We start from the raw sequence: 24,557 nt of genomic DNA on the forward strand, positions 1-24,557 counted from the left end.
TCCTGGCAAAACACGGCATTGCTTGTGTGGCCACCCTCCCCTGGGTATCGCGGCTTTGCCGCGACGGGAGGGTCGGGCGTCCGCGTAGCGGACGACCGGGGTGGGGTGAAGCCCCAAAGATCGGCTTCGCCGATCACCCCCTCCCGGCGAGCTTCGCTCGCCGACCTCCCCCCTCCAGGGGGAGGTGAAGAGGTGAGCCGCCGTATTGCATCACTCTCACCCCGCGATGTGCCCGCGAAGATCGAGATGGCGCAGCGCGCGGTCGATCCACTGCTTGGTCAGCTTCTCCTGGGTGCCGTTCTGCGACAGGCGGCTGCGCAGATTGGCGAAGTCGACATGGTCGAGCTCCTGGTCCTGGTTGGCGCAGGAGAACACGATGGTCTCGGTGCCGGTCGTCGGGTCCTTGTGGACCTGCAGGCACTGGGCACAGATCTCCTTCATCATGCATTGCATCGGCGAGTTGATCGAGCCGATCGCCTTGTGACCGGGCTTGAGATGGGCGGCCAGCATGCCGTGGCGGGCACGGGCGACGGCGGACATCATGCCGTCGGATCCGATGGCGATGACGCGGTCGACCTCCTTGAGGTCGATCGGCCGATCGCCGAGCGCGCCGGTGGCATAGGCTTCGAGCGCCGCCACCATGTTGCCGACATAGGCCTTGTCCTGCGGCCGCTCGGGCGCAAAGCCCGGCGCCTCGTCGCAGCACCACACGATGGCGTCGGCGGCACGCTCGATCTCGGCGACCTTGTAGCGGTCGCGCCGCTGCTTGTAGCCGGCAAAGTACAGGACCTTGCCGCCGCGCTCGCGCGCCGCCTCGCCGATCGAGAACAGCACGGCGTTGCCCAGCCCGCCGCCGATCAGGAGCACGGTCTCGCCCGGCTCGATCTCGGTCGGCGCGCCGGTCGGTCCCATCAGGATCACGGGCTCGCCGGGCCGCAGCGTGGCGCACAGATCGGACGAGCCGCCCATCTCCAGCACGATGGTGGCGAGCAGGCCCTGCTCGCGGTCGACCCAGGCGCCGGTCAGCGCCAAGCCTTCCATGGCGAGGCAGGTGCCGTCCACATGCGTCGCGTAGCTCTCGTAGTTCTGCAGGCGGTAGAACTGGCCGGGCTGGAAGGCGCTCGCCGCCATCGGGGCGCGCACCACCACCTCGACGATGGTCGGGGTGAGGCGGTTGACCTGATGGATCACGGGCCGAAGCTCCTGGTCGAGCTTGTCGAACAGATAGGCGCGGCGCATCGGCGCCGTGTCGACCTTGGAGAGCAGCCGGCTGACCACCGGATAGCCCTGCTTGGCGCTCGCCATCGCCTTCACCACATTGCCGGCGAAGGAGGGATGCAGGTCGCCGAAGAAGCTGACGGCGCGGCCGTCGGCCCGCACGCTGGTCAGCACATGGGCGGTCGCCGGCTTGGCGATGCGCTCCGGCGTCACCGTCTCGCCGTCCTCGCTCTTCGCCCGGTAGTACTTGCCGTCGAGCACCATGGCGGGGTCCTCGCGGGCCAGCGTGGTGTTCGGCTGGGTGCCGGCCGCCACCACGATGGTGCGGGCCGGCAGCGTCACCTCGGCCGCGCCGGGCCCCTCGCCCTGGCGGGCGAGCTTGAGCGCCTTGGCCATGCCGTAGCTGTCCAACACGACCTCGGTCGGGGAAAGCCTCTCGGCGAACCGGATGCCTTCCTCCATCGCCTTGGCGATCTCCTCGTGGTTGAGCGTGTAGCTCGGCGCCTCGACCATACGGCGGCGATACGCCACCGTGACGCCGCCCCAGCGCTTCACCAGAGCGGCGAGGTTCGGCGGCCGGCCTTCGCGGGCCGCGGCCTCGCGCTCGGCGCGGATTTGCCGCGCATGGTCGATGAACTCGTCGGCGGTCGCCGCCTCGGCCTCGCTCCACAGGGCACGCACCTGCGCGGCGCTGCGCTCGACCGCCAGCGCCTCGTAGCGGGCCAGGAACTTCTCCACCTGCAGCGGATAGTAGGCGAGCGCCTCGGTCGCGGTGTCGATCGCCGTCAGGCCGCCGCCGATGACGATCACGGGCAGGCGGATCTGCAGGTTGGCGATGCTGTCGGGCTTGGCCGCGCCGGTGAGCTGCAGCGCCATCAGGAAGTCGGAGGCCTGGCGCACGCCGGTGGCGAGCCCGTTGAGCATCGGCACCACGGTCGGCTTGCCGGCGCCGGTGCACAGCGCGACGTGATCGAAGCCGAGATGGAAGGCGTCCTCGAGCCCGAGCGTGCCGCCGAAGCGCACGCCGCCATACATCTTGAACTGGCTTCGCCGCTCCAGCAGCAGCCGGATGAGCTTCAAGTAGTTCTTGTTCCAGCGCACCGTGATGCCGTACTCGGCGACGCCGCCGAAGCCGGCCATCACGCGGGTGCCGAGATTCTCCTCCAGCTCCGCGATGTCGCGGATCGGCCGGAAGGGCACGCGGGCGCCGTTCGCATCGACGCCGGACAGCTCGGGCGCCAGCGGCTCGACCTTCAAGCCGTCGACCGCGACGATGCCGTGGCCGTCGTTCATCAGGTGATGCGCGAGCGTGAAGCCGGCGGGCCCGAGGCCGACCACCAGCACGGTGCGGCCGGAGTCGGGACGGGGCAGGGGACGGCGCAGGTTCAGCGGGTTCCAGCGGGTCAGCAGCGAGTAGATCTCGAAGCCCCAGGGCAGATCCAGCACGTCCTTGAGGGTGCGGGTCTCGATCTGCGGGATGTCGACCGGGTCCTGCTTCTGATAGATGCACGACTTCATGCAGTCGTTGCAGATACGGTGGCCGGTCGCGGCGCACATCGGGTTGTCGATGGTGGCGATCGCCAGCGCACCGACCGTGTGGCCGCCCGCCTTGACGAGATTCATCTCGGAGATTTTTTCCTCGAGCGGGCAGCCGGCCAGCGCCACGCCGAACTCGTTGCGGCGGAAGCTGCCGGTCTTCTCCTTGAGGCCGCGGGCGCAACTGTCCTTGCCCTGGTTGTGGCACCAGATGCAGTAGTTGGCGTGATCGAGCGCGCCGGTCAGATCGGTGCCGCAGTCGGTGAGGGCGAAGCCCTCGCGGAAGCGGCGATGATGGTCCGGCAGCTTGTACATGGTGACGCCGTCGACCACCTCGGTCTCGACCGGCACCAGTCGCATCGGGTCTATCTTGCCGGGTGCCTTGAACAGCACACCGTCATGGTGACGGTGCTGGCCCGCCTCCGTATGGATCGCCCAGGCGGCGTAGCGGGCGGCGAGATCCAGGACCTCGGCATGCTCGGCTTCGGTCTCGAAGATCGGCGCGATGAAGGTGGCGAAGCGCAGCTCGTCGAACGGACCGCCCAGCACCTCCTCGAGGGCGCGGCGCAGTGCGTCGCCGTCGAACGCCGCGGCGGCGGCCGCACCGAATTTCTTGGCGGCGCGGCGCTGCACGAACAGGCGCTTGACCGTGTAGAGCGGGGCGAGCGCGTCGTGGCGCGCCTGCAGGGCACGCATTTCGGTGCCGATCCCGAACAGCGCGGCGACGACATCCTCGAGATGCGGCGCGAGCGCGATCAGGAGCTCGGACTCGTCCTTCGGCGCGACGGCGTCGGGCGTCGTGCGCGCCGTCACCAGGCGGTCGTGCAGGGCGACGTCGGTCTCGGCCAGATGGGCCACGAAGGCGGCATCGAGCCGGGCGAGCCCGTCGCGGCCATACAGGTCCGCGAAGTCGAGGTCGTAGGCGAGGCGAAGCGGCGCGTCGGCGGGGGGCGCAACAGGATCGGTCAACGAAGCCATGTCGGAATGCTGTCCTCGGGGCCGCCCGGCGCGGCCATGTCGGGTCTGGAGGTTTCGGGCTGGGCGCCTATAGCACGAATCGGCGCCGTGGGCGTGCGGCGATGCGGGCCCTGCGTTGGCTCGTTCGGCGCCTCCGACGGTGCCGGACCGGGCCTTCGGCCGGCGGGAGCACGGTTTTTTACTACCCCCGTGATAGGACTAATGGCGTCGCGGGAGAATTAGGTGTCTAAAGTTCGCACCGAGCGGGCGCAACGACGCGCCTGCATCTGGTCCCGGCCGCGGCGCCTGCCGCCGTTTCGGCGCTTCCGAGGACGTGTCCGGGTGATGTATGCGATGAGGACCGTGTGCGGCCGGAGGCCAGCGCCGGAACATGCCTTGCATGTCCCGGGTGGGCCGACGTGTCGCCCGGCCGGGCCAAATCAGGTCGTCCCATGAGCGAATCCGAATTATCCTTCGATGTGCCGGCGCTGGTCTCGCTATCGCGCCAGATCGAGCAGCATCTCGAGCGCCTGATCGTGCAGGGCACGCTCAAGAGCGGGCAGAAGCTGTCGGAGCCCGACATCGCCAAGCGGTTCCGGACCAGCCGGTCGCCGGTCCGCGAGGCGCTGCGGCGGCTCGAGCAGCTCGGGCTGGTGGTCATCGAGCCGCGGCGTGGCGCCTCGGTGAAGGCGCCGAACGAGCGCGACATCGCCGACATGCTGGCGATCCGCGAGGCGCTGGAAGGCATGGCGGCGCGGTTGGCGGCCGAGCGTGCCGACGACGAGGACATCACGCGGCTGCGGGCCTGCGCGGTCGATCCGGGGAACGAGGACGACGAGGACGATCCCGATCTGGCGCTGGTGGATTTCCACGAGGCCGTGATCCTGGCGGCCAGGAACCCCGCCCTGCAGGCGATGCTGCGCGGTTCGCTCAATCTGTTCCGCATGGTGCGGTCGATCCCGGCCGACCATCACGCCCGCAAGGCGCTCGCCGCCGGCGAGCACATGGCGATCCTCGAGGCGATCGCGGCGCGCGATCCCGATGCCGCCGAGGCGGCGGCCCGCAAGCACATCCGCACCATGCGGGACCAGCTTCTGGGGGCCGACGGGATCGCGCTGGCGATCACGCCACCGCCGGCCGGCGCACGGCCGGCTGCTGCGATGGAGGGCGAGGAGCTGCTGCGCCGCAGCCCCACAGCCCGGCGGGTCTTGCAACAGATCTCCGCCGCCGAGATCGGCCGCGACGATTGAGGCGGTCGTCAGGACCGCCGACGTGTGATCACCGAGACTGATCGAGACCGGCGTCAGCCACTGGCCAGACGATCCTCGATGTCGTTGGCGACCTCCTCGCACACGGCGGCGAGCTCGATCAGCTCCTTCTTGACGAAGTCGTCGGCCGCCTTATCGGCGAGCTCGCGATATTTCACCGCCTGATCGCGGAGGTAGTCCTCGATCACGTCCATGCGACGCTCTCCGTCCGGTCGGACCACGGAACGGCGGTCTTCGGTCGATCCGGTCTCACCTCGGCCGAAAACCGCTGGTTCGCGGTCCGAGCACGCCCGTCCGCGCACCACGATGGTATCATCCGAAGTGTGAGCCGCGCTTGATGCCTGTCAAGGCACCGCGGTGCAGGATTGCGCCGCACCCGTCCCGGCGACGCTTTGCGCCGGCCTCGCCGGGACTCCCGGCGACGCCGCTGCGGCTCAGCGCCGGGTGAGATCGACGAGCGTCTGGCCGAGGCGCTCGCGCACCGCCTCGGCCTCCTCGGGCGTCCAGCGGCGAAAGCCTTCGCCCGTCTTCATGCCGAGCTTGCCCTCGGCGACCTTCTGCCGGAGGAGCTCGTTCACCTCGGGGGCGCGGTCGAGATGGGGCACCAGGGTCTCCTGGATGTCGAGCGTCAGATCGAGCCCGACCAGGTCGCTCTGCTCGAGCGGCCCGAGCACGGCGAGCCGCGCCCCGAAACCGTCCTTGACCACCGTGTCGATCGTCTCGGCGTCGGCGACGCCGGCGGCGAGCAGCGCGATCGCCTCGCGCTTGAGGGCGTGCTGCAGGCGATTGCCGATGAAACCCGGAATGTCGCGCCGGACATGCACGGGCCGCTTCCCGGCGCGACGCAGCACCTCCATGGTGCGGGTGACCGTCTCGGCGCTGGTCCATTCGGTCTGGACCACCTCGACGAGCGGCACCAGATGCGGCGGATTCCAGAAATGGGTGCCGATCACCCGGTCCCGGTGCAGGAGATGGCGGCCGATCTCGGTGCTCGGGATCGCCGACGAGTTGCTGGCCAGGATGGTGTCGGGCCGCACGATCGCCTCGAGCTCGGCGAACAGCTTGCGCTTGAGCGCGAGCTTTTCCGGCGCGGCCTCGACGACCAGGTCGCTGCCGGCCGCGGCCGTTTCGAGCTGGTCGTGGACCGCGATGCGCTCGATCACGCCGCTGTCGTGCTCGAGCAGGTCGGCGATCAGGCCGAGCCGCATCGGCAGCGAGCGGCGGATCGCCTCGTCCGGGTCGAACACGCGAACCGGGTGCCCGGCGGCGGCGAACAGATAGGCGATGCCGTGGCCCATCAGGCCGCCGCCCACGACTGCGATGGTGGAAGTGGTCACGTCGACTCCATGCCTTGTCGGCCGTCGCCGGCGCATGGCGTCTGGCGCGGCGGAGCGGTCACGCGGGCGGCTGGTTCGCCGCTGGTTCTGACATGCTGGCGCACCACGGTGCGCGGCCCGTCACGGCGCCCCTGCGCGTCACCGCGCGCGGCGGGGCGGCTTGCAGAACGACCGGTGCAGGGCGGCGATGATCTCGCGCACCTCCGGCCGGGCCAGGGAATAGTAGACGTTCTTGCCGTCGCGGCGCGTCTCGACGAGGTCGTCGGCGCGCAGGCGGGCGAGCTGCTGCGACACGGCCGGCTGGCGAAGCTTGACGGTCTGCTCGATCTCGCTGACCGACTTCTCGCCCTCGGTCAGCATGCACAGGATGACGAGCCGGGCTTCGTGCGACAGCGCCTTCAGGAATTCGCTCGCCTCTCGCGCATTGGCGCGCATGGTGCCGAAATCGACACCGGTGCTCGATGAGGATGCGCGCGGCCGGCGGGCGACGGGGGTCTGAAGGTTCATGCGTGGTCCTGTCTCGGGTAACGTGCCGGGCCGCCGGTCGAAGTCGTCCGGCCGAAACCGTCCGGCCGAAGTCATCCGCCCGAAGCGTCCCGCGCGCCGAAGCGGCGGTCGCCGCGGTTTTGCAGCGCAACAGTCGAGTCAGATAACACGACGAGCCGCATTTGTCAGCGCACGCCGATCTGGTGCGGGCCGGACATGCGAACGACGGCGCGGCCGCACGACGCTTTTGGCGAATTGCGCCCCGCGCAGCACATGGCGCTCGGCGATTCGAAGCCTCCGCGGTCAGTCGTTCCGGCCGCCCGGCGGCGCCACCTTGTCATGCCGCCCGATCTGTCGCGACCGTCGATGCGGCTCTGTCCAAAGCTCCGCCGTGCCCTGCTTGCCGCCGGTGTCGCGGTTCTTGGGATCGTCCTTCGGATCGTTGGTCACGACCCCATCCCTGCGAGCTGGCCCTGCGAGCCGGCTTGTCTCGCCGAACGAAATGGCTTTGCTCGGCGCCCCGCACAGGGGCGCCGAGGACCGGATGTGGGGCGGCGCTATTCGGGCGTTTTCACCCGCACCTTGGTGGCGACCGGACCCGTGTCGCCGACGCCCTCGACATAGTAGAGCTCGTCACCGCGGCCGAGCGCATCGAAATCGCCGGCCAGCACGCTGTTGCGGTGGAAGTAGAGCAGGCTGCCCTCGGACGTGACCAGATAGCCGAAGTCCTGCTCGGGCTGCACCTCGGCGACCTGACCGAGCCGCTGGTTCTGAATATCGCTGTAGATGGCCTTGGTCTTGCCCTGGCGCTGCTCCTTGAGGCCGACGAGCTGCCGCTCGGCGATGCGGAAGGCCTCGTTGATGGCCTTCTGCAGGTCGGGCCGCTGATACTTGCGTTGCAGGTGCTCGGGCTCGTGGCTGACCACCAGATCGGCACGTCCCGGAATTCCGATCTCGATGCGCACCACGGGCGGGATCGAGGTCCCGTTCGATTTGGCACGCTGGTCGACCCGCACCCGGCACGAGGTGATGCGATCGAACAGCCGCTCGAGCTCCGAGACACGGCCGCGGATCACGGTCTCCGCCCAATCCGAGGAGTCGATGTTGTGGAAAGCGATCTCGACAGGAACTTGCATTTGTCACCTGACGACCGGTGAGAATGAACGGGAGGGCGAGTCACAATGCTCCTATGTAGGTATGCCGGAGCGGGATTTCCAGGACGGGAGGCCCGTCGAGACGGTGCCGCGCCGCCCGGGAGGTGACGCGTCCAGATCCATGGTGACGCGAGTGGACTTGATTTTCCACTAAGAACGACAATCCAGTCGCGTCCGATACCAGAATCCCTTGCCGTCCTTCTCGATCGTGCCGCACCCGACACCGCTGCGGTGGGCGAGCCGCCGCGGCGACCGTCTGATCAGACGGAAGGGGTCGACGCTCGCGGCTGCCGACAGTCGCGCCGACGATCTGCCGCAAGAGCGACGTCGACGAGGCCGTGGTGGCGGCCTTCGAGACCGGCGTGCGGGGCGTGCTCCCGGCCGCCGTGAAGACCTGCCGCTCGTCCGCGCGGCGCGAGCAGGTCGCCGTCCAGGTGCCGGCGAATGTCGCGGTGTGACGCCGGCGGCAGGCGCGGCCAACCGGCGCGGTCACCGTGAAGCGGTGGCACACGACGCCTCGCCCGCAAACCGGGAGGGGATCGCTGGTCGTCCATGGGTGCAGGGTCGCTGCCTTGCAGCGGCCGCTCGAAAGGACAGGCTATTGGTCAGGCTTGCGCGCGGTCGGCGATGATGCTGATGCGCTCGGCCGGGATCAGCCCGAACAGCTTCCTGGCAATCGCGCCCTTGACGCGATGAACCGGCAGCGTGCCGTCTGTGCGCCAGACCGTGACCTTGGGTGTGAGGCGGCCATCGCGGCCGTTCCAGCTCACCAGATACTCGGAAATGAGACCCTTCTTCTTGATCGTCTCGAGAAAGCGGACGATCTCGTCGTGTCCGTGTAGCTGATGCTCTCGTACGAACATGGAGGTCTCGCTCGCCATCGGGGCTTTTCAACTTGAGCACACCACAGTTTCGCAGGCGCGGAAAGTCATTTTCGCATTCGCGAAGTTTTTCCAAAAGTCGCCAGAGCTGCACTGCCGACGATCGAAGCGAGGCGTCGGCAATGGCTGGCAGCCGGGGCTTTCGACGCGTCCGAGATCGACGCCCGATCGCCCGCGCGGTTCGATTGCAGCGCAACAAAGTCGGGTCGCCGGGTGCATCCCGGCGCCCCGACGCGTGAAACGGGAACGCAACTGCAAAGAGCCCCGGTGCGTCAGACCACGGTCCGTTCGGACCATGGAGTCGCTTCGGGTGCGGCATGGCTCTCGCCGTGCTCATGGTCGTGCTCGTGCTCCGTCTCGGCGGTCGCCGATGCCGGGAGTTGCAGGACCGTCGCCACCTGGCCCTCGCACAGACGGGTCAGCAGGACGACCTGTCCGCTCGGGAGCTCGAGGGCATCATGATGCTCGTAGGGGTTGTCCATGTTGATCTGGCGGAAGCGGGCGACCCGCTCGCGCAGCTTGCGGCTGGGGAAGAAGCCGAGGGCGTGATCGCATTCGACGTCCTGCTCGAAGGCGAGCTCGGTCCCGGGCAGGATGCACACCGCCACGTTCGGCACGCCCACCTCGGCGAATCCGCGGGTGATCGAGTTGTTGAACTTGGTGGTCACCAACTGATCGCCCACCTTGGCGGCACGCGTCGCGACGTGTTGCAGGCTGTAGTCGCACATCGATGAGCACTCCTTGTCGAGAGTGGGGCGGGGCGGCTCAGCGGTGCGCACCCCGCATTGTCGGGCGTGGCGGACGCTCGGCGTCGATGGTCGCCGTCGACCGGCGCGGCCGGCTGGCTCGCCGGTGGTCCGGCAGAGCCTTCTGCAAACGAAAGTGCGGGTATCGGGCGGCGTTCCCAGCGGAAAAAAATATCGCTGGCTTGCCGTGGGTTAATGAAGGTGGGTTTTATTATCTTCTACAACGTGCTCCGGCTGCGGCTCTCGTTTTCGTGATGTCCCGTGATCGTCTCGTGCGGCCTTTGTCTTCAATTCACCGAGCCATCTCGCGGTTCCACCATACCGCAACTTATTGGGTCGAGGACTGACCTTCGGCATCTCTTCGGCCTCGCGACGAATTCATGTCTCGACATCGAGCGCGCCTTGATTTGCCCGCGATGAGCCGAAATGCTCGGTCGGGTCGGAGGCGCGTCGCCGCGCCGGCCCAGGGCTGCCGCCGGGATCGCCCCGGAACGGTCCCTCCGGCCCGCTCGGTGCCTCCGCTGTCCGTGGGTAAGGCACGACCGCGATGTCCCCTGGCGCCGGCGCCCCGCGCATGGTCGACCGCAAGCCGCATGACCTGCTCTGGCGGCGGTTGTCGAGCTTTGCGCCGCTGTCCGACCAGGAGCGCTCGATCGTCCGCCAGACCTGTGCGGCGCCCGGCGAGGTGCGGGCCGGCACCGAGCTCTATGTCGAGGGTGAGCGGCTGGCGAAGCCCGGCGCCCTGCTGGCCGGCTGGGCCTGCCGGCTGCGCCTGCTGGCCGATGGCCGCCGCCAGATCTTCGACTTCCTGCTGCCCGGCGATCTGTTCGGCCATCCGACCGGGGCGGAGCCGCTCGCCACCACGTCGGCCGTGACCTTGACGGCGGTGTCGATCGCCTCGACCGGCTGCCTGTTCGAGATGGTGCGCGAGCCGGATCGGTTTCCCGGTCTCGCCCGCGCCTGGGCGGCCGCACAGGCCCGCCAGGAAGCCTGCCTGCTCAATCATGTGGTTCGGCTCGGCCGCCAGACCGCCTATGAGCGCATCGCCCATCTCCTGGTCGAGCTCGGCCACCGGCTCGACGAGATCGGCTTTTCGCTCGGCTCCTTCGTGCCGATGCCGCTCACCCAGGAGGTGATGGCCGACGCGCTGGGACTGAGCGTCGTCCACGTCAACCGCACCCTCCAGCAGCTCCGGCGCGAGCGCCTGATCGAGATGAAGGCCGCCTCGCTGCGGCTGATCGAGCCGGATGTCCTCGCCGCGGTCGCGGATTTTCGCCTGCCCCGGGGCGCCCCCTCGGCCGGTTGAGGCGGCAAGTCATGCACGCGGGTCGCGCCCCCGCCGCCCGGGCGGCTTGTCTGGACCTCGCTCGCCACCGGCCAAGATGCGCTTGCCCGCTCGCGGCGAGGCCCCTACGATCCGCGCCAAATTTCAACGGGCTGATAAATTTCCAAGGAGGATAGTGCCCATGCGTTCCGACAACCATTTCCGGCCGAGCCGGCGTCATGTCCTGGGCGGTGCTGCGGCCGCCGGGGCGATGCTGGCGGCCCCCGCCGTGGTGCGGGCCCAGGCCAAGGCCCTGAAGGTCGCCGTCGTGCTGCCGCGCTCGGGCCTGTTCGCGGCCGCCGGGCAGTCCTGCTACCGCGGCGCCGTGGTGACCCCGAAGGTGCTGGCCGATCTCGGTTATTCTGTCGAGCTGGTCCATGTCGACTTCGAATCCAATGTCGACGTGGCGCGGACCCAGACCGAGCGGGCGATCGCCGAAGGGGCGCAATGCGTGGTCGGCGCCTTCGAGTCGGGCGCGACGCTGGCGATGGCGCAAGTCTGCGAGCAGCGCCAGGTGCCGCTGATCATCAACATCGCCTCGGTGCCCCAGCTCACCGAGCAGGGCTACAAGTACCTGGTCCGCAACTTCCTGACCAATGCCCAGCTCGTCGGCAACGGGCTGCGGCTGGTGAAGGACCTGATGGCCGCGACCAGCGTTCCGTTCAAGAACGCCGTGTTCGTGCACGCCAACGACACTTTCGGCACGGCGCAGCGCGCCGCCATGGACCGGCTGTTCCCGGCCGCCGAGATGCCGTTTCCGCTGCTCGAATCGATCGCCTACGATCCCAAGGCCCAGGACCTCGCCGTCGAGGTCACCAAGATCCGCGCGCTGGCGCCCGAGCTGGTGCTGGTCACCACCCGCTCGTCCGACGCCATCAAGCTGGTGCGCGACATGGTGCGGCAACGCTTCGAGCCGAAGGCGATCATCTCGCCCGGCTCGCCCGGCCTCTACGACGAGGAGTTCTACCAGGCGCTCGGCCCGCTCGCCGACTTCCACCTCTACAACCTGCCCTGGGCGAATGCGAAGTCGCCGGTGACCCAGGCGCTCGCCGCGGCCTACAAGACGGCGCACCCGACCAACCGGTTCGAGGTCGACTGCTTCAATGCCGGCTTCACGTTCGAGGCCATCATGGTCGGGGCCGACGCCTTCAAGCGCGCCGGCACGGCGGACGGGCCCACGCTGATGGCGGCCGTGAAGACGACCAACATCGCCGAGCACGTGTTGACGGGCGGCCCGATCAAGTTCGACGAGAAGGGCCAGAACAACAACATCCAGGCCGCCGTGGTGCAGAACCGCAACCGCACCCCGACCGTCGTGCTGCCGCCGGACGTCGCCGTCGCCGCCCCGGTGCTGCCGATGCCGCCCTGGCAAGGACGGTCCTGACCGCGCGGTCCTGCCTCGGCCGGCTCGCCCGCGCTCCGGAGCGGGTGCGGGCGCCGCGCCCGCGGCTCGCCTCTCCCCTCGCGGAGAGGTGGAGGGCTCCCGGGACGTGTTCCGCGCGTTCCGCGCAGCCACGCCGGCCGCGAACGGAGGTTGCGTGGGGTCGCCGTCCTGGGGTAACTCCGTCGCAACCCGGCACCTGCCCATGGCGGCGGCCTCCGGCCGCCCGCCGAGGGAAGGTGCGTTCACATGTTCACCCCGATGCTGTCGATCTGGCTCAACGTCGTCGTCCAGGGCGTGCTGACCGGCCTTCTCTACGGCCTGATGGCGCTCGGCCTGTCGGCCATTTTCGGGGTGGTGCGGCTGGTCAACTTCGCCCATGGCGAGTTCGCCGTGGTGGCCATGTATGCCGCCTTCGTGCTGTTCCGCGCCTTTGGGCTCGACCCGCTGATCGCGATGGTGCCGATCGCCGCGGTGTTCTTCGTGGTCGGCTTTGCGCTCCAGCGCATGCTCATCAACTCCTTCGTCGGCCGTCCCGACCATGAGCAGTTCATCCTGCTGGTCGGGCTCGCGATCGTGCTGGTCAACGCCGTGCTGATCGTGTTCGGGCCGGACGCCCAGCCGGCCAATCTGCCCTATGCGTTCGACAGCTACGAGGTCGGCCCGCTGATCATCGACAAGGTGCGGGTGTTCGCCGCCGTGGCGGCGCTGGCGGTCTGCGCCGTGCTGTTCGGCTTCTTTCGCTTCACCAGCACCGGCACGGCGATCCGGGCCTGCGCCGACAACCTGATCGGCGCCGCCGTGGTCGGGCTCGACGTCCGTCGGCTCTACGCCGTCACGTTCGGCATCGGGCTGGCCTGCGTCGGCGCCGCCGGCTCCCTGATGGTGACGATCGCCGACGCGGTGCCGAGCCTCGGGCCGGCCTACACGCTGCTCGCCTTCACGATCGTGATCATCGGCGGCCTCGGCTCGATGGCGGGGGCCCTGGTCGCGGGCCTCTTGATCGGCGTCTCCGAGGCGCTCGCCGGCTTCCTCATCGCACCGTCGATGAAGAGCATGTTCTCGTTCGCCCTGCTGGTCGCCGTGCTGGTGCTGCGGCCGCAGGGCCTGCTCGGAAAGAAGCCGGCATGATCTCGCTGTGGGGCGACATGAACCGGCGCGGGCAGGTCGTGGTGGCGCTCGCCTTGCTGCTGCTGCTGGTCGCGCCGCTGGGGGCGACCCGCTACGTGCTCTCGGTCCTCACCCTGATCCTCTACTTCGTCTATGTCGGGCAGGCCTGGAACCTGATGATGGGCTATGCCGGGCAGCTCTCGCTCGGCCACGCCCTCTATGTCGGCCTCGGCGGCTACGTGTCGGCGGCCCTGTGGGTGCATTTCGGCATCGGCCCGTGGCTCGGCGTCTTCCCGGCCGTGGCGGTCGCGGCCGCCTTCGGCGCGGCGATCGGCTGGCTCGGCTTCCGGTTCGGCATCGAGGGCGTCTATTTCGCGCTGCTGACCATCGCGTTCGCCGAGTTCACCCGCATCGGCTTCGACCATATCGGTTTCGTCGGCGGCGCCGGCGGCCTGTTCATCCCCTACGAAGAGCAGCGGCTCGGCCAGTGGTGGAATCTGCGCGGCAGCCAGCTCTTCTTCTACTATCTCGCCTTCGCGCTCGCTGCCGCCGCCGTGCTGCTCACGGCGTTGCTGGCGCGCTCGCGGCTCGGCTATCAGTGGATAGCGATCCGCGAGGACGAGACCGCGGCGCGGGCGCTCGGCATCGACGTGTTTCGCGCCAAGCTGAAGGCCGTGTTGATCTCCTCGTCGATGACGGCGATCGGCGGCGTGTTCTACGCCTTCTATTACAACAGTCTGTTCCCGGCGCAGCTCTTCGACATGGGACGCTCGATCGAGCTGATCCTCGGTCCGATCGTCGGTGGCACCGGCACCGTGTTCGGGCCGGTGGTCGGCGCCTTCATCCTCACGCCGCTTGGCGAGATCCTGATCTCGGTGACCGAGCATCTCGGCATCAACGCGCCCGGCGCCAAGGCGGTGTTCTTCGGCCTCACGCTGATGACCATCATCTATCTGGTGCCGACCGGGGTGTGGCCCTGGCTGTCGCGCAAGCTCGGCCTCGCGAGGCGTCGCCCGTGAGCCCGCTCCTCGCGGTCGCCGATGTCGGCAAGCGGTTCCGCGGCCTGGTCGCGGTCGACCGGGTGTCGTTCACGGTCGAGGCCGGCGACATCTTCGCCGTGATCGGCCCGAACGGCGCCGGCAAGACCACGCTGTTCAACATGATCGCCGGCGTGCTGGCGCCCAACGACGGCACCATCACGTTCCGCGGCGAGCGCATCGAGGGCCGCACGCCCGACGCCGTCTGCCGGCTCGGCGTCGCCCGCACGTTCCAGATCGTGCGGCCGTTTCCGGGCCTGACCGTCGAGGACAATGTGGTGATCGGCGCGCTCCTGCACCGCACCGACATGGCGGTGGCGCGCCGCTACGCCCGCGACATCCTCGCCACCCTCGATCTGTTCGAGAAGCGCGATTTTCGCGCCTCCGCGCTCACCCTGCCGGATCGGAAGCGGCTGGAACTCGCCCGAGCGCTGGCCACGGATCCGAAACTCCTGCTGCTCGACGAGGTGATGGCGGGGCTGCGGCCGACCGAGACCGATCGGATGGTCGACATCCTGCGCGGCGTCAACCGCGACATGGGCGTGACGATCCTCCTGATCGAGCACGTGATGCGGGCCGTGATGGCGCTCGCCGGCCACATGCTGGTGCTGCATCACGGCGCCCCGATCGCGCAGGGGCGCCCCGAGGAGGTGGTCCGCGACGCCAAGGTGATCACCTCGTATCTCGGCGCGGAGGCCACGTTCTGATGCTGGCGGTGCGCGACCTCGACGTGTTCTACGGCGACGCCCAGGCGCTCGACCGCGTCTCCTTCGACGTCGACGAGGGCAGCATCGTCGCCATCGTCGGCGCCAACGGGGCCGGCAAGACCTCGCTGATCCGCACCATCGCCGGCATGATCCGCCCCGCGCACGGCGGCATCACCTTCCGGGGCGCCGAGATCGCCGGCTGGCCGAGCCACCGGGTCTGCAATCTCGGCATCGGCCAGGTCGCCGAGGGCCGCCAGATTTTTCCGAGCCTGACGGTCGGCGAGAACCTGGAGATGGGAGCCTTGCTGCCGCGGGCCCGCGAAAAACGCCAGCAGCAGCTCGACCGCGTCTTCGCGATGTTCCCGATTCTGGAGGAGCGGCTGAAGCAGACGGCCGGCACGCTGTCGGGCGGCGAGCAGCAGATGCTGGCGATCGGCCGCTGCCTGATGGGCGTGCCCGACCTCGTGATGTTCGACGAGCCCTCGCTCGGCCTTGCGCCCGCCATCGTGCAGGAGGTGCTGCGCACCATCCGCGAGCTCAACCGCGAGGGGCTGACCTGCGTGCTGGTCGAGCAGAATGTCGCCATGTCGCTGAAGCTCGCCAATCGCGCCTATGTGCTGGAGAACGGCCGCATCACCCTGTCGGGCACCGGCGAGGAGCTTTTGGCCGACGACCGGGTGCGGCAGGCCTATCTGGGGATGTGAGCCGACGGCCGTCACCGACGGGACGGCGCGTCTGAAGGCCGACTAGTCGATCCGGAGTCCGGCCGCCTTGATCCTGACGGACAGGCGGTCCGTCTCGTCCTTCAGGAACCGCTTGAACTCGTCGGGTGTGCTGGCGATCACCTCGGCACCTGTTTCGGCCAGCCTGGACCGCACGATCGGCTCGTCGAGAGTCTCGATCGCGGCCGCGTGAAGCCTCTTCAGGATCGACGGGTCGGTGCCGGCGGGAGCGAGAAGGCCGAACCACGTACCGCTCAGGTAGTCGATGCCGAACTCACGAAACGTCGGCACGTCGGGCAGAAGGCTCAGGCGGTGATCGGCCGCGACGGCGATCGGACGCAAGGCCCGGTCGCGGATCATCGCCAGCACCGGCATGGGGCCGGAAAAGAACATCTGGACCTGGTTCGTGAGCACCGCGACGGCGGCTTCGCCACCGCCCTTGTAGGGGACGTGGACGAGGCTGGTTCCGGTGGCCGCCTGGAACAGCTCGGCGGACAAATGAGGGCCGCTGCCGATCCCGTACGCCGCGTAGTTGACCTGGTTCGGCCGGGCTTTCAGATAGCTGATCAGCTCGGGAACGTCGTGGACCGGAAGCGACGGGTGGACGACCACCACGGCCGAGGAATTGGCGATCAGCGTGATGGGCACCAGATCACGTTGCGGGTCGTAAGACAGCTTGCGATAGAGCGATGGATTGGCAGCCAGCCCCATGCTCGCCATCAACAGGCTGTAGCCATCCGGTTTCGAACGGACGACCGCCTGGGTTCCGATATTGGTGTTGGCGCCCGGCCGATTGATGGCCACGAAGGTGTTGCCCAGGCGCCTCGTCAGGCCGTCGCACAGAAGACGTGCGATCAGATCGGTTCCGCCGCCGGCGGCGAACGGGACGGTCACTTCCACGGGTCGAGACGGATAGGCATCTTGAGCAGCCGCGGCGGCCATGGGCAGCACAAACGACCCGAGCGTGCCGAACGCGATGACGCGTCTTGTGAAGCCGTCACCTGTCATTGCCGTCGTCCTGTCGGGGAGGCGCATTTTGGCGCGGGGGGCGGGACCGCTCCCTATCAATACAGGCAAAAGACTAGGTTTATGCCCTAACATGCCCGAGGCGTGGTGTCGAGCGTCTCCCGTTGATTCCGCCGACGGGCCGAGCGGGAGAGCACATCGGCCGACCGCCGTCGGTGGCGGTTCCCTCGGCCTCCGGTCTGCCACAGACTGACGCCCATTCCGCCCAGATTATCGCTCATCGTTCCCCGGTCGCAGGCGGCGACGCCGCTCGCGGCGCGACATGACGGGGGACGTGATGGCGGTAACGTGGCGTAGGGGCGCGGCGGTTGTCGCGCTCGCCCTGGGGGCATTGGGGTTCGGGCTGGTGGCGGTGCGGCCGGGAACGGCCCAGCCGGGATTGCCGGAGCGCGGCATCATCGAGATGACGGTCCTGTTTCCGGCCGGGTCGTCGGCCGACGTCACCGCGCGGCTGCTCGCCGACGGCATGTCCAGGCGGCTCGGCAACAAGGTCATCGTGGTGAACCGCCCGGGCGCCGGCGGCGCCATCGGCTATCGCTGGGTCGCCGCGCAGAAGGCGGACGGCTCCGCGATCGTGTGGAACTCGAACTCGATCTCGACGGCGCATCACTCGGGCGCGCTCGCGGTCGACTACACGGCGTTCGAGCCGGTCGCCCGGGTGCTGGTCGAGACGCCGGTTCTGGCGGTGCGCGCCGACGCGCCGTGGAAGACCTTGCCCGAGTTCGTCGCCGCCATGAAGGCGCGGCCGGGTCAGATCACGATCGGTCATTCGGGGGTGGGCAGCCACACCCACATGTCGCTGGTCGCGCTGCTGCGCGCCGGCGGGGTCGAGGCCGTCGAGGTGCCGTTCGGCGCCGCCCAGGTGGTGCCGAGCCTGCTCGGCGCCCAAGTCGATGCGGTGCTGCAGCTTCCCGGCGCGTTGACGAGCTACGTGACCGGGGGGCAGCTCCGGCTGCTCGCGGCGCTCACGGCGGCCCGCGATCCGAACTTCCCGGACGTGCCGACCGCCCGCGAGCAGGGTTTCGACCTGAATCTCGAGGCGTGGCGTGGGATCGCGGTTCCGAAGGGCACGTCGCCGGTCACCATCAATGCGCTCGAGGCCGCCATCAAGGCGACCGTGGCGAGTCCGGACTTCATCGAGGCGTCCGTGCGGCTGGGGGTGAAGCCGGCCTTTCTGCCGGCTGCCGAGTTTGCCCGGGTGATCGCCAAGGAGGACGACGAGGTGCGGGCCTTCATGGCCCAGGTCGGCCTCCTGAAGCAGGCCGAGCAGGGGATCCGGTAGTTGGAAACACGGCCGGGCCGGCGCATCGCGTCGGCCCGGTTCGGTGTTTGCTGCAACCCGTGGCTCAGGCCAGCGGCTTGCCGATCGTCACCGTCAGGGTGCCGACGCCCTCGACGGCGCAGTCGAGCTTGTCGCCCGCCACCGTCGCGGCGACGCCGGCCGGCGTGCCCGTCATGATGATGTCGCCGGCCTCGAGCGCCACCATCTCGGACAGCTTCTCGATGATCTCCGGCACCTTCCAGATCATCTGGTCGAGGTCGCCATCCTGGCGCAGCGTGCCGTTGCAGGCGAGCGTGATGCGGCCCTTGCTCGGGTGGCCGATCTCAGCGGCGGGCTTCAGCGCGCCGCACGGGGCGGAGGCATCGAACGCCTTGCCGATCTCCCACGGCCGCTGGATTTTCCGCGACGCGATCTGCAGGTCGCGGCGGGTCAGGTCGATACCGACGCCGTAGCCCCAGACGAGGTCCAGCGCCTTGGCGGCCTTGATGTTGCGGCCGCCGGCCTCGAGCGCCACGACCATCTCGACCTCGTGATGCATGTCCTTGGTCAGCGGCGGGTAGGGGACCACGCCGCCGTCCGGCACGACCGCGTCGGCCGGCTTGGCGAAGAAGAACGGAGGCTCGCGCTCGTCGTTCCCCATCTCGCGGATGTGCTCGATATAGTTGCGGCCGACGCACCAGATGCGTCGCACCGGGAAGAGCTGGTCCGAGCCGGCGATCGCCAGCGTGGCCTGAGGGGGAGGATCGATCACATAGCGCGCGGTCATGCGGGGATCTCGGTGCGAGGTGGCGGGGGCGCCCGGCCGTCGCGACGGCCGGACGAAAGATTTTCGCCCCATATCACATGCACGGCGCGCGTCAACGTGCCGCGCCGGCGGCCGTCTCCTCCGCGGACGGCTGCTGCAGGCGCCAGGCGAGGAATTCCTGGAACAGCACGTCGCGCTCCGATGCCGTCAGCGGGCGCGCCGGGCGCTCGGCCGACGCCGGGGCAAGCGGCGTGGCGGGTGCCGGGGCGGTTTCGGCTGTCTCGCCGGTAGCCGGCCGGGGCTCGTCGGCCTCGCGGAGGTACCAGCATTTGCGGCTGGTGCCGCGGTCGAGCCGGTAGAACCAGCGGCGCCCGGCCGTCGGCGTGGTGTCGGGTGCCGCGAGGCAGTCGGGCGCGGCGGCGACAGGAGAGGCGGGGAGGCAGGGCAACCCGAGGAAGGACGTCGTTGCCAGCACGAGGGCGCGGACGAAGGGGGCGGGGCCGAACGGTCGTTGCATGGGGAACTCCGGAACGCGCACCGCTGCCGCGACAGTCCCGCGGCGGCGATGCGGGCCGACAGTCCCACGGCGGGGGCGCGGATATGCGGCCCAAATGAGCAATCATCTCGGCGACCGGGGCCGATACTGCCTCATATGAGGCAGGGCAGGAGGTCGGTGATCAGGCTTCGCTGTCGGTCTCGTTCGGGACGAGCCTGTCGAGCCGCCGCAGCAGCTTGCGCAGGCCGGGCTCCTGCACGGCCTTGGCGGCGTCGCGCAGCGTGAACCAGCGCAGCTTGCGCTGTCCCTGTTCGCGCCAGCGCTTGCGCTGCGCCGTCACCTCGAGCGGGAACACCTCGACCTTGCAGCGGGTATCGAGCCCGTTCTTCATCCGCTTGTCGTAGCGGTAGGTGCCGATCGCCTCGATAGTGGTGCGGCCGATCAGGCCGGCTTCCTCCAGCGCCTCGCGCGCCGCCGAGGCATGCGGCTTGGCGCCGCGGATCGGCCAGCCCTTCGGGATCACCCAGCGCCGGGTTTCCCGCGATGTCAGCAGCATCACCTCGGTCTCGCCGTCCTCGTTACGCCGATAGGGAACTGCCGCGTATTGCAGCAGGCGTTTCGAGGGGAGGCGGGCGCGTCCACCGGACAATTCAGATCCTCATGTGAAAAGGCCGCAAAGCATATAGAAGGCGGCGCCGATCAGTCCAGCCGCCGGCATGGTGACGATCCATGCAATAACAATGCTACCCGCGATATTCCAGCGCACCGCCGAGACCCGCCGCGCCGCCCCGACTCCGACGATCGCTCCCGTAATCGTGTGGGTGGTCGAGACCGGGATGCCGAGACCGGTGGCCATGAACAGCGTGATGGCGCCGCCCGTCTCGGCGCAGAAGCCCTGCAGCGGCGTCAGCCGGGTGATCCGCGACCCCATGGTCCGCACGATCCGCCAGCCGCCGAACAGGGTGCCGAGCCCCATCGCGATCTGGCACGTGATCACGACCCAGAACGGGATGTGGAAACCGCCCTCCAGATGCCCCTGCGAGTACAGCAGCACGGCGATGATGCCCATGGTCTTCTGCGCGTCGTTGCCGCCATGCCCGAGCGAGTAGAGCGACGCCGAGACGAACTGGAGCGACCGGAAGGCATGGTCGACCGCGAACGGCGTCTGGCGGAGCAGCGCCCAGGATACGATCAGCACCAGCAGCAGCGCCAGCGAGAAGCCGACCAGCGGCGAGAGGAAGATCGCGGCGGTCGTCTTGCCGAGCCCGGCCCACACGATGGAGCCGACGCCGGCCTTGGTGACGCCGGCGCCGACCAGCCCGCCGATCAGGGCGTGCGAGCTCGACGACGGGATGCCGAACACCCAGGTGATCACGTTCCAGGCGATCGCCCCCATCAGGGCGCCGAACACCACCCGGGCGTCCACCACGGTGGCGTCGATGATCCCGGTGCCGATCGTCTGGGCGACATGCAGGCCGAAGAACAGGAAGGCGATGAAGTTGAAGAACGCCGCCCAGAGGACCGCATATTGCGGCCTCAGCACCCGGGTCGACACGATGGTGGCGATCGAGTTGGCGGCGTCGTGCAGGCCGTTGAGGAAATCGAACAGCAGCGCCACCGCGATCAGGCCGATCAGCAGCGGCAGCGCGAGGGTCGCATCCATGCCGGCGCCTCACACCTGCTCGACGACGATGTCGCTGATCTTGTTGGCGACGTCCTCGAAGCGGTCGACCACCTTCTCGAGGTGGCTGTAGATCTCGGCGCCGACGATGAACTCCATCGTGTCGCCGCTGCGATGAGACAGGAAGAGCTGCTTGCGGCCGAGGTCGTGCAACTGGTCGGCGCGCTCCTCGATGCGGGTGATCTCCTCCGTGAGGGCGCTGATCCGGGTGACGTTCTTGCCGATCGAGCGGAGCAGGGGCACCACCTTTCGGACCGCCTCGGCGGACTGCAGGATGGTGTCGCCCATCTCGGCCATGCTGGGCTCGAAGCGGTTCACCTCGAACAGGGTGATCACCTTGGCGGTCTTGTGCATCTGGTCGATCGAGTCGTCCATCGAGGAGATCAGGCCCTGGATGTCGCCGCGATCGAACGGCGTGATGAAGCTTCGCCGCACCGCCAGCAGCACCGAGCGGGTGATCTCGTCGGCCTCGGCCTCGCGTTCGAAGATCAGCTTGCAGTAATGCGGCACCTGGTCGCCGCCGTGCAGCAGTCCACGCATCGCCTCGGCGCCCGCCACGACGATTTCGGCGTGCCGGACGAACAGATCGAAGAAGCGCTCTTCCTTCGGCATGAGCGCCTGGAACCAGCCGAGCATTCCGATCCTCGCAGCGGTTGTCCGGCCTGGCCTCGAGGCCGGACTCGTCCGGACCCGATTCGGGGGTGCCGGACCATATCGTGCTCCGTCCAGGGCGGACGGCGGGCGGACAGACGATTCGCCGGACGGACCGGCGCGACCCGGACCGTATGGACCCGATCGCCCGGCGAGTCAGCATCCGGAGGCGGCTTCGCACACAGGGTAGCGCTTCGCCGCCGCCGGGAATCGACACGTCGCCTGACCTTGGCATTAAGCTTATAGGTCATAAGAATTAGTAATTGGTCGGGTCTCCGGCTTGCTCTCACGCCAGGCTCGGCTCACAGGTCGAGCTTGTCGCGGATGGCCTCGATGCCGGTCTTGGCGCAGGTGTCGTCAGCCTCCCCGCTCGGCGCCCCCGAGACCCCGATGGCGCCGACCACGGCGCCGCCGGCTTCGACCAGGACCCCGCCGCCGAGAACGACGGTGCCGGGCAGGCCGCGGACGCCCGCCTGCGACGAGCCGGGCTGGGTCGCCGTCACCAGCTCGCTGGTGCTGGTGCGGAACGTCACGGCCGTCCACGCCTTGCCGGTGGCCGTCTGCGGCGTGTGCGGCCCGGCAAACCGGTCGCGCAGCATCACCTGGGACACGCCGGAGCGATCGACGACGGCGACCGCGACCTGATAGCCGCGCTGCCGGCACTCGGCCAGCGCCGCGCGGGCGAGATCGAGGGCCGTCTCCGGGCTCATCGCCCGATAGGTGACGAGCGCGTCCTGGGCGGACGCCGTGCCGGCGGCGAGAGCCGCGGCGATCAGGGCCATCGAAAGTGGTCTTGTGATCATGGCTCACCGACAGGTTGGAGGACGTTTCCGCACCCATCGTAGGCGTCTCGATCGGCCGACGCCAACCGGGAGACCGGCCCCGGCGGCACGATCATGCCTGGGATCCAGGGCGCGTCGTCCTGGTTTCGTCGTCATGACTCTCGGGCGTCGTCCGTGACGGTGGCCTGTTTTGCTCAGACGCCGCGTGCGTATTCGCCTATTCGACGCGGCCTCGGCCTCGGCTTCGCCTCGGTTTCTCGTCTTTCGATCCGGAAAGACTGTTCGACGTCAGGACATCGCAAATGGGTATGGTGCGCCAGATATTCACCGGCGAGCCATTGATCGCGCTCTTCGTGACGATCTCGCTCGGGTATCTCGTCGGAAAAATCAAGATCGGCGGTTTCGTCCTCGGCGGCATCGCGGGCACGCTGCTGGTCGGCGTCGTCATCGGCCAACTCGGCATCGATCTCGACGTCGGCATCAAGACGATCTTCTTCGCGATGTTCATATACGCGGTCGGGTTCCAGGGCGGACCGCAATTCTTCCACGCGCTGAACCGGCGTTCGCTGAACCAGTTGGCCTCCGCATTCGTCATGTGTTTCACGGGCTTGCTGTGCGTCCTGCTGGCGGCCTGGATGTTCGACCTGGACCGGGGTATGGCGGCCGGGCTCGCCGCCGGCGGGCTCACCCAGTCGGCGATCATCGGCACGGCCGGAGATGCGATCGGGAAGCTGGGGCTGTCTGCTGAATCGATCAAGACGATGCAGACCAACGTCGCCGTCGGTTATGCCGTCTGTTACATCTTCGGCTCGCTCGGCCCGATCATCATGGTCAGTTGGTTTCTGCCCATGGTGATGAGATGGAACATTCGGGCCGAAGCCGTGAAGCTGGCAGCGCAGTTGTCCGGCGGGCACGCCGAACTCGATCCCGGCCAGTTCGATGCGATGCGCACGACCGATACGCGCGTCTACGCGGTCGCGCCGAACAGCCGGGCGGCCGGCCTGACGGCTCTGGCGATCGACAAGGCATTGTCGGACGCGTCGGTCGAGGCCATTTTCCGCGACGGCAAGCCGCTCGCCGTCACCGACGGGGCGATCGTTCAGGCGGACGACCGCATTGCCGTCACGGGAACGGTTTCCGTCATGGAGAGCGCCGTCGACTTCTTCGGTCGGGAAACGACCGCTCCGTCGGGAATGTCGCTGGTCCAGGAAAGCCGCGAAATCATTCTGACCAATCGCGCTCTCAGCGGCCGCGACGTCGGCGATATCCACGATCACGTCAATGTCGAAACGCGGCACGGCGTGTTCTTGACCGCGGCCAAGCGCATGGGGCGGGATCTGCCGCTTCTGCGCAAGCTCGTGCTGAAGAGTGGCGACGAGCTGCACTTCATCGGCAGCCCTGTCGACCTCGATCGCGTGCAATCGAAGATCGGCTACAAGATCACGGCTGCTGCCGTCACCGATTTCATTTTCTTCGGCATCGGCATGCTCGTCGGCATGCTGATCGGCATGATCCAGTTCAAGCTGTGGGGTATTCCGATCGCGATCGGCAGCGGCGGCGGTTGTCTGTTGTCGGGCTTGATGTTCGGCTGGTTGCGCAGCGTTCACCCGAGATTCGCGGCGCTGCCGCTCGGCGCCTCGAACTTTCTCCGCGACTTCGGACTGGCCGTGTTCGTCGGCATCGTCGGAATCGCAGCCGGCCCTCAGGCGCTGGTCGCCATCCAAAAATACGGCTCGACCCTGTTCTTCCTCGGGGTCGGGGTGACGCTGATTCCCCAGGTCGTCACCTTCTTCTTCTCCTACTTCGTGCTGCGCATCCGGAACCCCATCGAGGCCTTGGCCTGTGTCGCGGGTGGCCGCAGCGCCAACCCGGCCTTTGCCGCTCTGCTGACGAAGGCGGGCAATGCCACGCCGGTGGTGTCGTTCACCGTCACCTATGCGGTCGCCAATGTCTTCCTGACCCTTTGGGGCCCCGTGATCGTCGGCATCGTCGCCAAAAACGCAGCCCCATAATTCAATATCGAGGTGTGG

24 protein-coding genes are annotated in these 24,557 nt (G+C 68.5%); 9 read left to right on the forward strand and 15 right to left on the reverse strand.

The window, feature by feature from the left end; all coding sequences use genetic code 11:
- Nucleotides 1-216 precede the first annotated feature (216 nt).
- Nucleotides 217-3,732, reverse strand: coding sequence for an FAD-dependent oxidoreductase (locus HXX10_RS01785; RefSeq protein WP_296519639.1), 3,516 nt, complete (start codon nt 3,730-3,732; stop codon nt 217-219).
- A gap of 431 nt (nt 3,733-4,163) precedes the next feature.
- On the opposite strand from HXX10_RS01785, the gene HXX10_RS01790 reads away from it, so the two are divergent.
- Nucleotides 4,164-4,961, forward strand: a complete 798-nt coding sequence (locus tag HXX10_RS01790; protein ID WP_296519640.1) for a GntR family transcriptional regulator — start codon at nt 4,164-4,166, stop codon at nt 4,959-4,961.
- A gap of 53 nt (nt 4,962-5,014) precedes the next feature.
- On the opposite strand, the gene HXX10_RS01795 is transcribed toward HXX10_RS01790, so the two are convergent.
- From HXX10_RS01795 to HXX10_RS01825, 7 genes are all read right to left on the reverse strand, one after another.
- Nucleotides 5,015-5,173 carry a hypothetical protein gene (locus tag HXX10_RS01795; RefSeq protein WP_296519641.1) on the reverse strand — a complete coding sequence of 53 codons (159 nt, stop codon included), beginning with the start codon at nt 5,171-5,173 and terminating at the stop codon, nt 5,015-5,017.
- A gap of 240 nt (nt 5,174-5,413) precedes the next feature.
- On the reverse strand, nt 5,414-6,316 hold the full coding sequence (locus HXX10_RS01800; protein ID WP_296519642.1) for a 3-hydroxyacyl-CoA dehydrogenase NAD-binding domain-containing protein: 903 nt from the start codon (nt 6,314-6,316) through the stop codon (nt 5,414-5,416).
- Between the two features lie 138 nt (nt 6,317-6,454).
- The gene (locus HXX10_RS01805; RefSeq protein WP_296519704.1) at nt 6,455-6,751 is read right to left on the reverse strand and encodes a helix-turn-helix transcriptional regulator; all 297 of its coding nucleotides are present in this window, start codon (nt 6,749-6,751) and stop codon (nt 6,455-6,457) included.
- Nucleotides 6,752-7,105: 354 nt separating this feature from the next.
- Nucleotides 7,106-7,252, reverse strand: a complete 147-nt coding sequence (locus HXX10_RS01810) for a hypothetical protein (RefSeq protein WP_296519643.1) — start codon at nt 7,250-7,252, stop codon at nt 7,106-7,108.
- A gap of 107 nt (nt 7,253-7,359) precedes the next feature.
- A complete protein-coding gene (locus tag HXX10_RS01815) occupies nt 7,360-7,938 on the reverse strand; it encodes an HPF/RaiA family ribosome-associated protein (RefSeq protein ID WP_296519644.1) in 579 nt (192 codons plus the stop codon).
- Nucleotides 7,939-8,561: 623 nt separating this feature from the next.
- The gene (locus HXX10_RS01820; RefSeq protein ID WP_296519645.1) at nt 8,562-8,837 is read right to left on the reverse strand and encodes a hypothetical protein; all 276 of its coding nucleotides are present in this window, start codon (nt 8,835-8,837) and stop codon (nt 8,562-8,564) included.
- 272 nt (nt 8,838-9,109) lie between these two features.
- Nucleotides 9,110-9,565: a hypothetical protein gene (locus HXX10_RS01825; RefSeq protein ID WP_296519646.1), complete on the reverse strand. Its 456-nt coding sequence runs from the start codon at nt 9,563-9,565 to the stop codon at nt 9,110-9,112.
- A gap of 565 nt (nt 9,566-10,130) precedes the next feature.
- On the opposite strand from HXX10_RS01825, the gene HXX10_RS01830 reads away from it, so the two are divergent.
- The 6 genes from HXX10_RS01830 (at nt 10,131) to HXX10_RS01855 (ending at nt 15,846) form a co-directional block, all read left to right on the forward strand.
- Nucleotides 10,131-10,889, forward strand: a complete 759-nt coding sequence (locus HXX10_RS01830) for a Crp/Fnr family transcriptional regulator (RefSeq protein ID WP_296519647.1) — start codon at nt 10,131-10,133, stop codon at nt 10,887-10,889.
- Between the two features lie 160 nt (nt 10,890-11,049).
- A complete protein-coding gene (locus tag HXX10_RS01835; protein WP_296519648.1) occupies nt 11,050-12,291 on the forward strand; it encodes an ABC transporter substrate-binding protein in 1,242 nt (413 codons plus the stop codon).
- A gap of 246 nt (nt 12,292-12,537) precedes the next feature.
- Entirely contained in the window at nt 12,538-13,419 is an 882-nt protein-coding gene (locus HXX10_RS01840) for a branched-chain amino acid ABC transporter permease (protein ID WP_296519649.1), read from the forward strand.
- Nucleotides 13,416-14,417: a branched-chain amino acid ABC transporter permease gene (locus HXX10_RS01845; RefSeq protein ID WP_296519650.1), complete on the forward strand. Its 1,002-nt coding sequence runs from the start codon at nt 13,416-13,418 to the stop codon at nt 14,415-14,417. The genes HXX10_RS01840 and HXX10_RS01845 overlap by 4 nt, the downstream gene beginning before the upstream one ends.
- A complete protein-coding gene (locus tag HXX10_RS01850; protein WP_296519651.1) occupies nt 14,414-15,142 on the forward strand; it encodes an ABC transporter ATP-binding protein in 729 nt (242 codons plus the stop codon). The genes HXX10_RS01845 and HXX10_RS01850 overlap by 4 nt, the downstream gene beginning before the upstream one ends.
- Nucleotides 15,142-15,846, forward strand: coding sequence for an ABC transporter ATP-binding protein (locus tag HXX10_RS01855; RefSeq protein WP_296519652.1), 705 nt, complete (start codon nt 15,142-15,144; stop codon nt 15,844-15,846). The genes HXX10_RS01850 and HXX10_RS01855 overlap by 1 nt, the downstream gene beginning before the upstream one ends.
- 42 nt (nt 15,847-15,888) lie before the next feature.
- On the opposite strand, the gene HXX10_RS01860 is transcribed toward HXX10_RS01855, so the two are convergent.
- Entirely contained in the window at nt 15,889-16,899 is a 1,011-nt protein-coding gene (locus tag HXX10_RS01860; protein WP_296519653.1) for a tripartite tricarboxylate transporter substrate binding protein, read from the reverse strand.
- 268 nt (nt 16,900-17,167) lie between these two features.
- Here HXX10_RS01860 and HXX10_RS01865 point away from each other — a divergent pair, with 268 nt between their 5' ends.
- On the forward strand, nt 17,168-18,172 hold the full coding sequence (locus tag HXX10_RS01865; protein ID WP_296519706.1) for a tripartite tricarboxylate transporter substrate binding protein: 1,005 nt from the start codon (nt 17,168-17,170) through the stop codon (nt 18,170-18,172).
- A gap of 64 nt (nt 18,173-18,236) precedes the next feature.
- Here HXX10_RS01865 and HXX10_RS01870 read toward each other — a convergent pair whose 3' ends face one another.
- From HXX10_RS01870 to HXX10_RS01895, 6 genes are all read right to left on the reverse strand, one after another.
- The gene (locus HXX10_RS01870; protein WP_296519655.1) at nt 18,237-18,938 is read right to left on the reverse strand and encodes a fumarylacetoacetate hydrolase family protein; all 702 of its coding nucleotides are present in this window, start codon (nt 18,936-18,938) and stop codon (nt 18,237-18,239) included.
- A 91-nt stretch (nt 18,939-19,029) separates the two neighbouring features.
- Complete coding sequence (locus tag HXX10_RS01875) at nt 19,030-19,434, reverse strand: hypothetical protein (protein WP_296519656.1); 405 nt, start codon at nt 19,432-19,434, stop codon at nt 19,030-19,032.
- 160 nt (nt 19,435-19,594) lie between these two features.
- On the reverse strand, nt 19,595-20,062 hold the full coding sequence (locus HXX10_RS01880; RefSeq protein WP_296519658.1) for an NUDIX hydrolase: 468 nt from the start codon (nt 20,060-20,062) through the stop codon (nt 19,595-19,597).
- 9 nt (nt 20,063-20,071) lie between these two features.
- Nucleotides 20,072-21,076 (reverse strand): inorganic phosphate transporter, encoded by a 1,005-nt coding sequence (locus HXX10_RS01885; RefSeq protein WP_296519661.1) that lies wholly within the window; start codon nt 21,074-21,076, stop codon nt 20,072-20,074.
- Between the two features lie 9 nt (nt 21,077-21,085).
- Nucleotides 21,086-21,730 carry a DUF47 domain-containing protein gene (locus HXX10_RS01890; protein ID WP_296519664.1) on the reverse strand — a complete coding sequence of 215 codons (645 nt, stop codon included), beginning with the start codon at nt 21,728-21,730 and terminating at the stop codon, nt 21,086-21,088.
- A gap of 317 nt (nt 21,731-22,047) precedes the next feature.
- Nucleotides 22,048-22,527 (reverse strand): heme-binding protein, encoded by a 480-nt coding sequence (locus HXX10_RS01895; RefSeq protein ID WP_296519666.1) that lies wholly within the window; start codon nt 22,525-22,527, stop codon nt 22,048-22,050.
- 302 nt (nt 22,528-22,829) lie between these two features.
- On the opposite strand from HXX10_RS01895, the gene aspT reads away from it, so the two are divergent.
- A complete protein-coding gene (gene aspT, locus HXX10_RS01900; RefSeq protein ID WP_296519668.1) occupies nt 22,830-24,539 on the forward strand; it encodes an aspartate-alanine antiporter in 1,710 nt (569 codons plus the stop codon).
- Nucleotides 24,540-24,557 lie beyond the last annotated feature (18 nt).

Source organism: Rhodoplanes sp. (assembly GCF_013377085.1).
Classification (GTDB): Bacteria; Pseudomonadota; Alphaproteobacteria; order Rhizobiales; family Xanthobacteraceae; genus Rhodoplanes.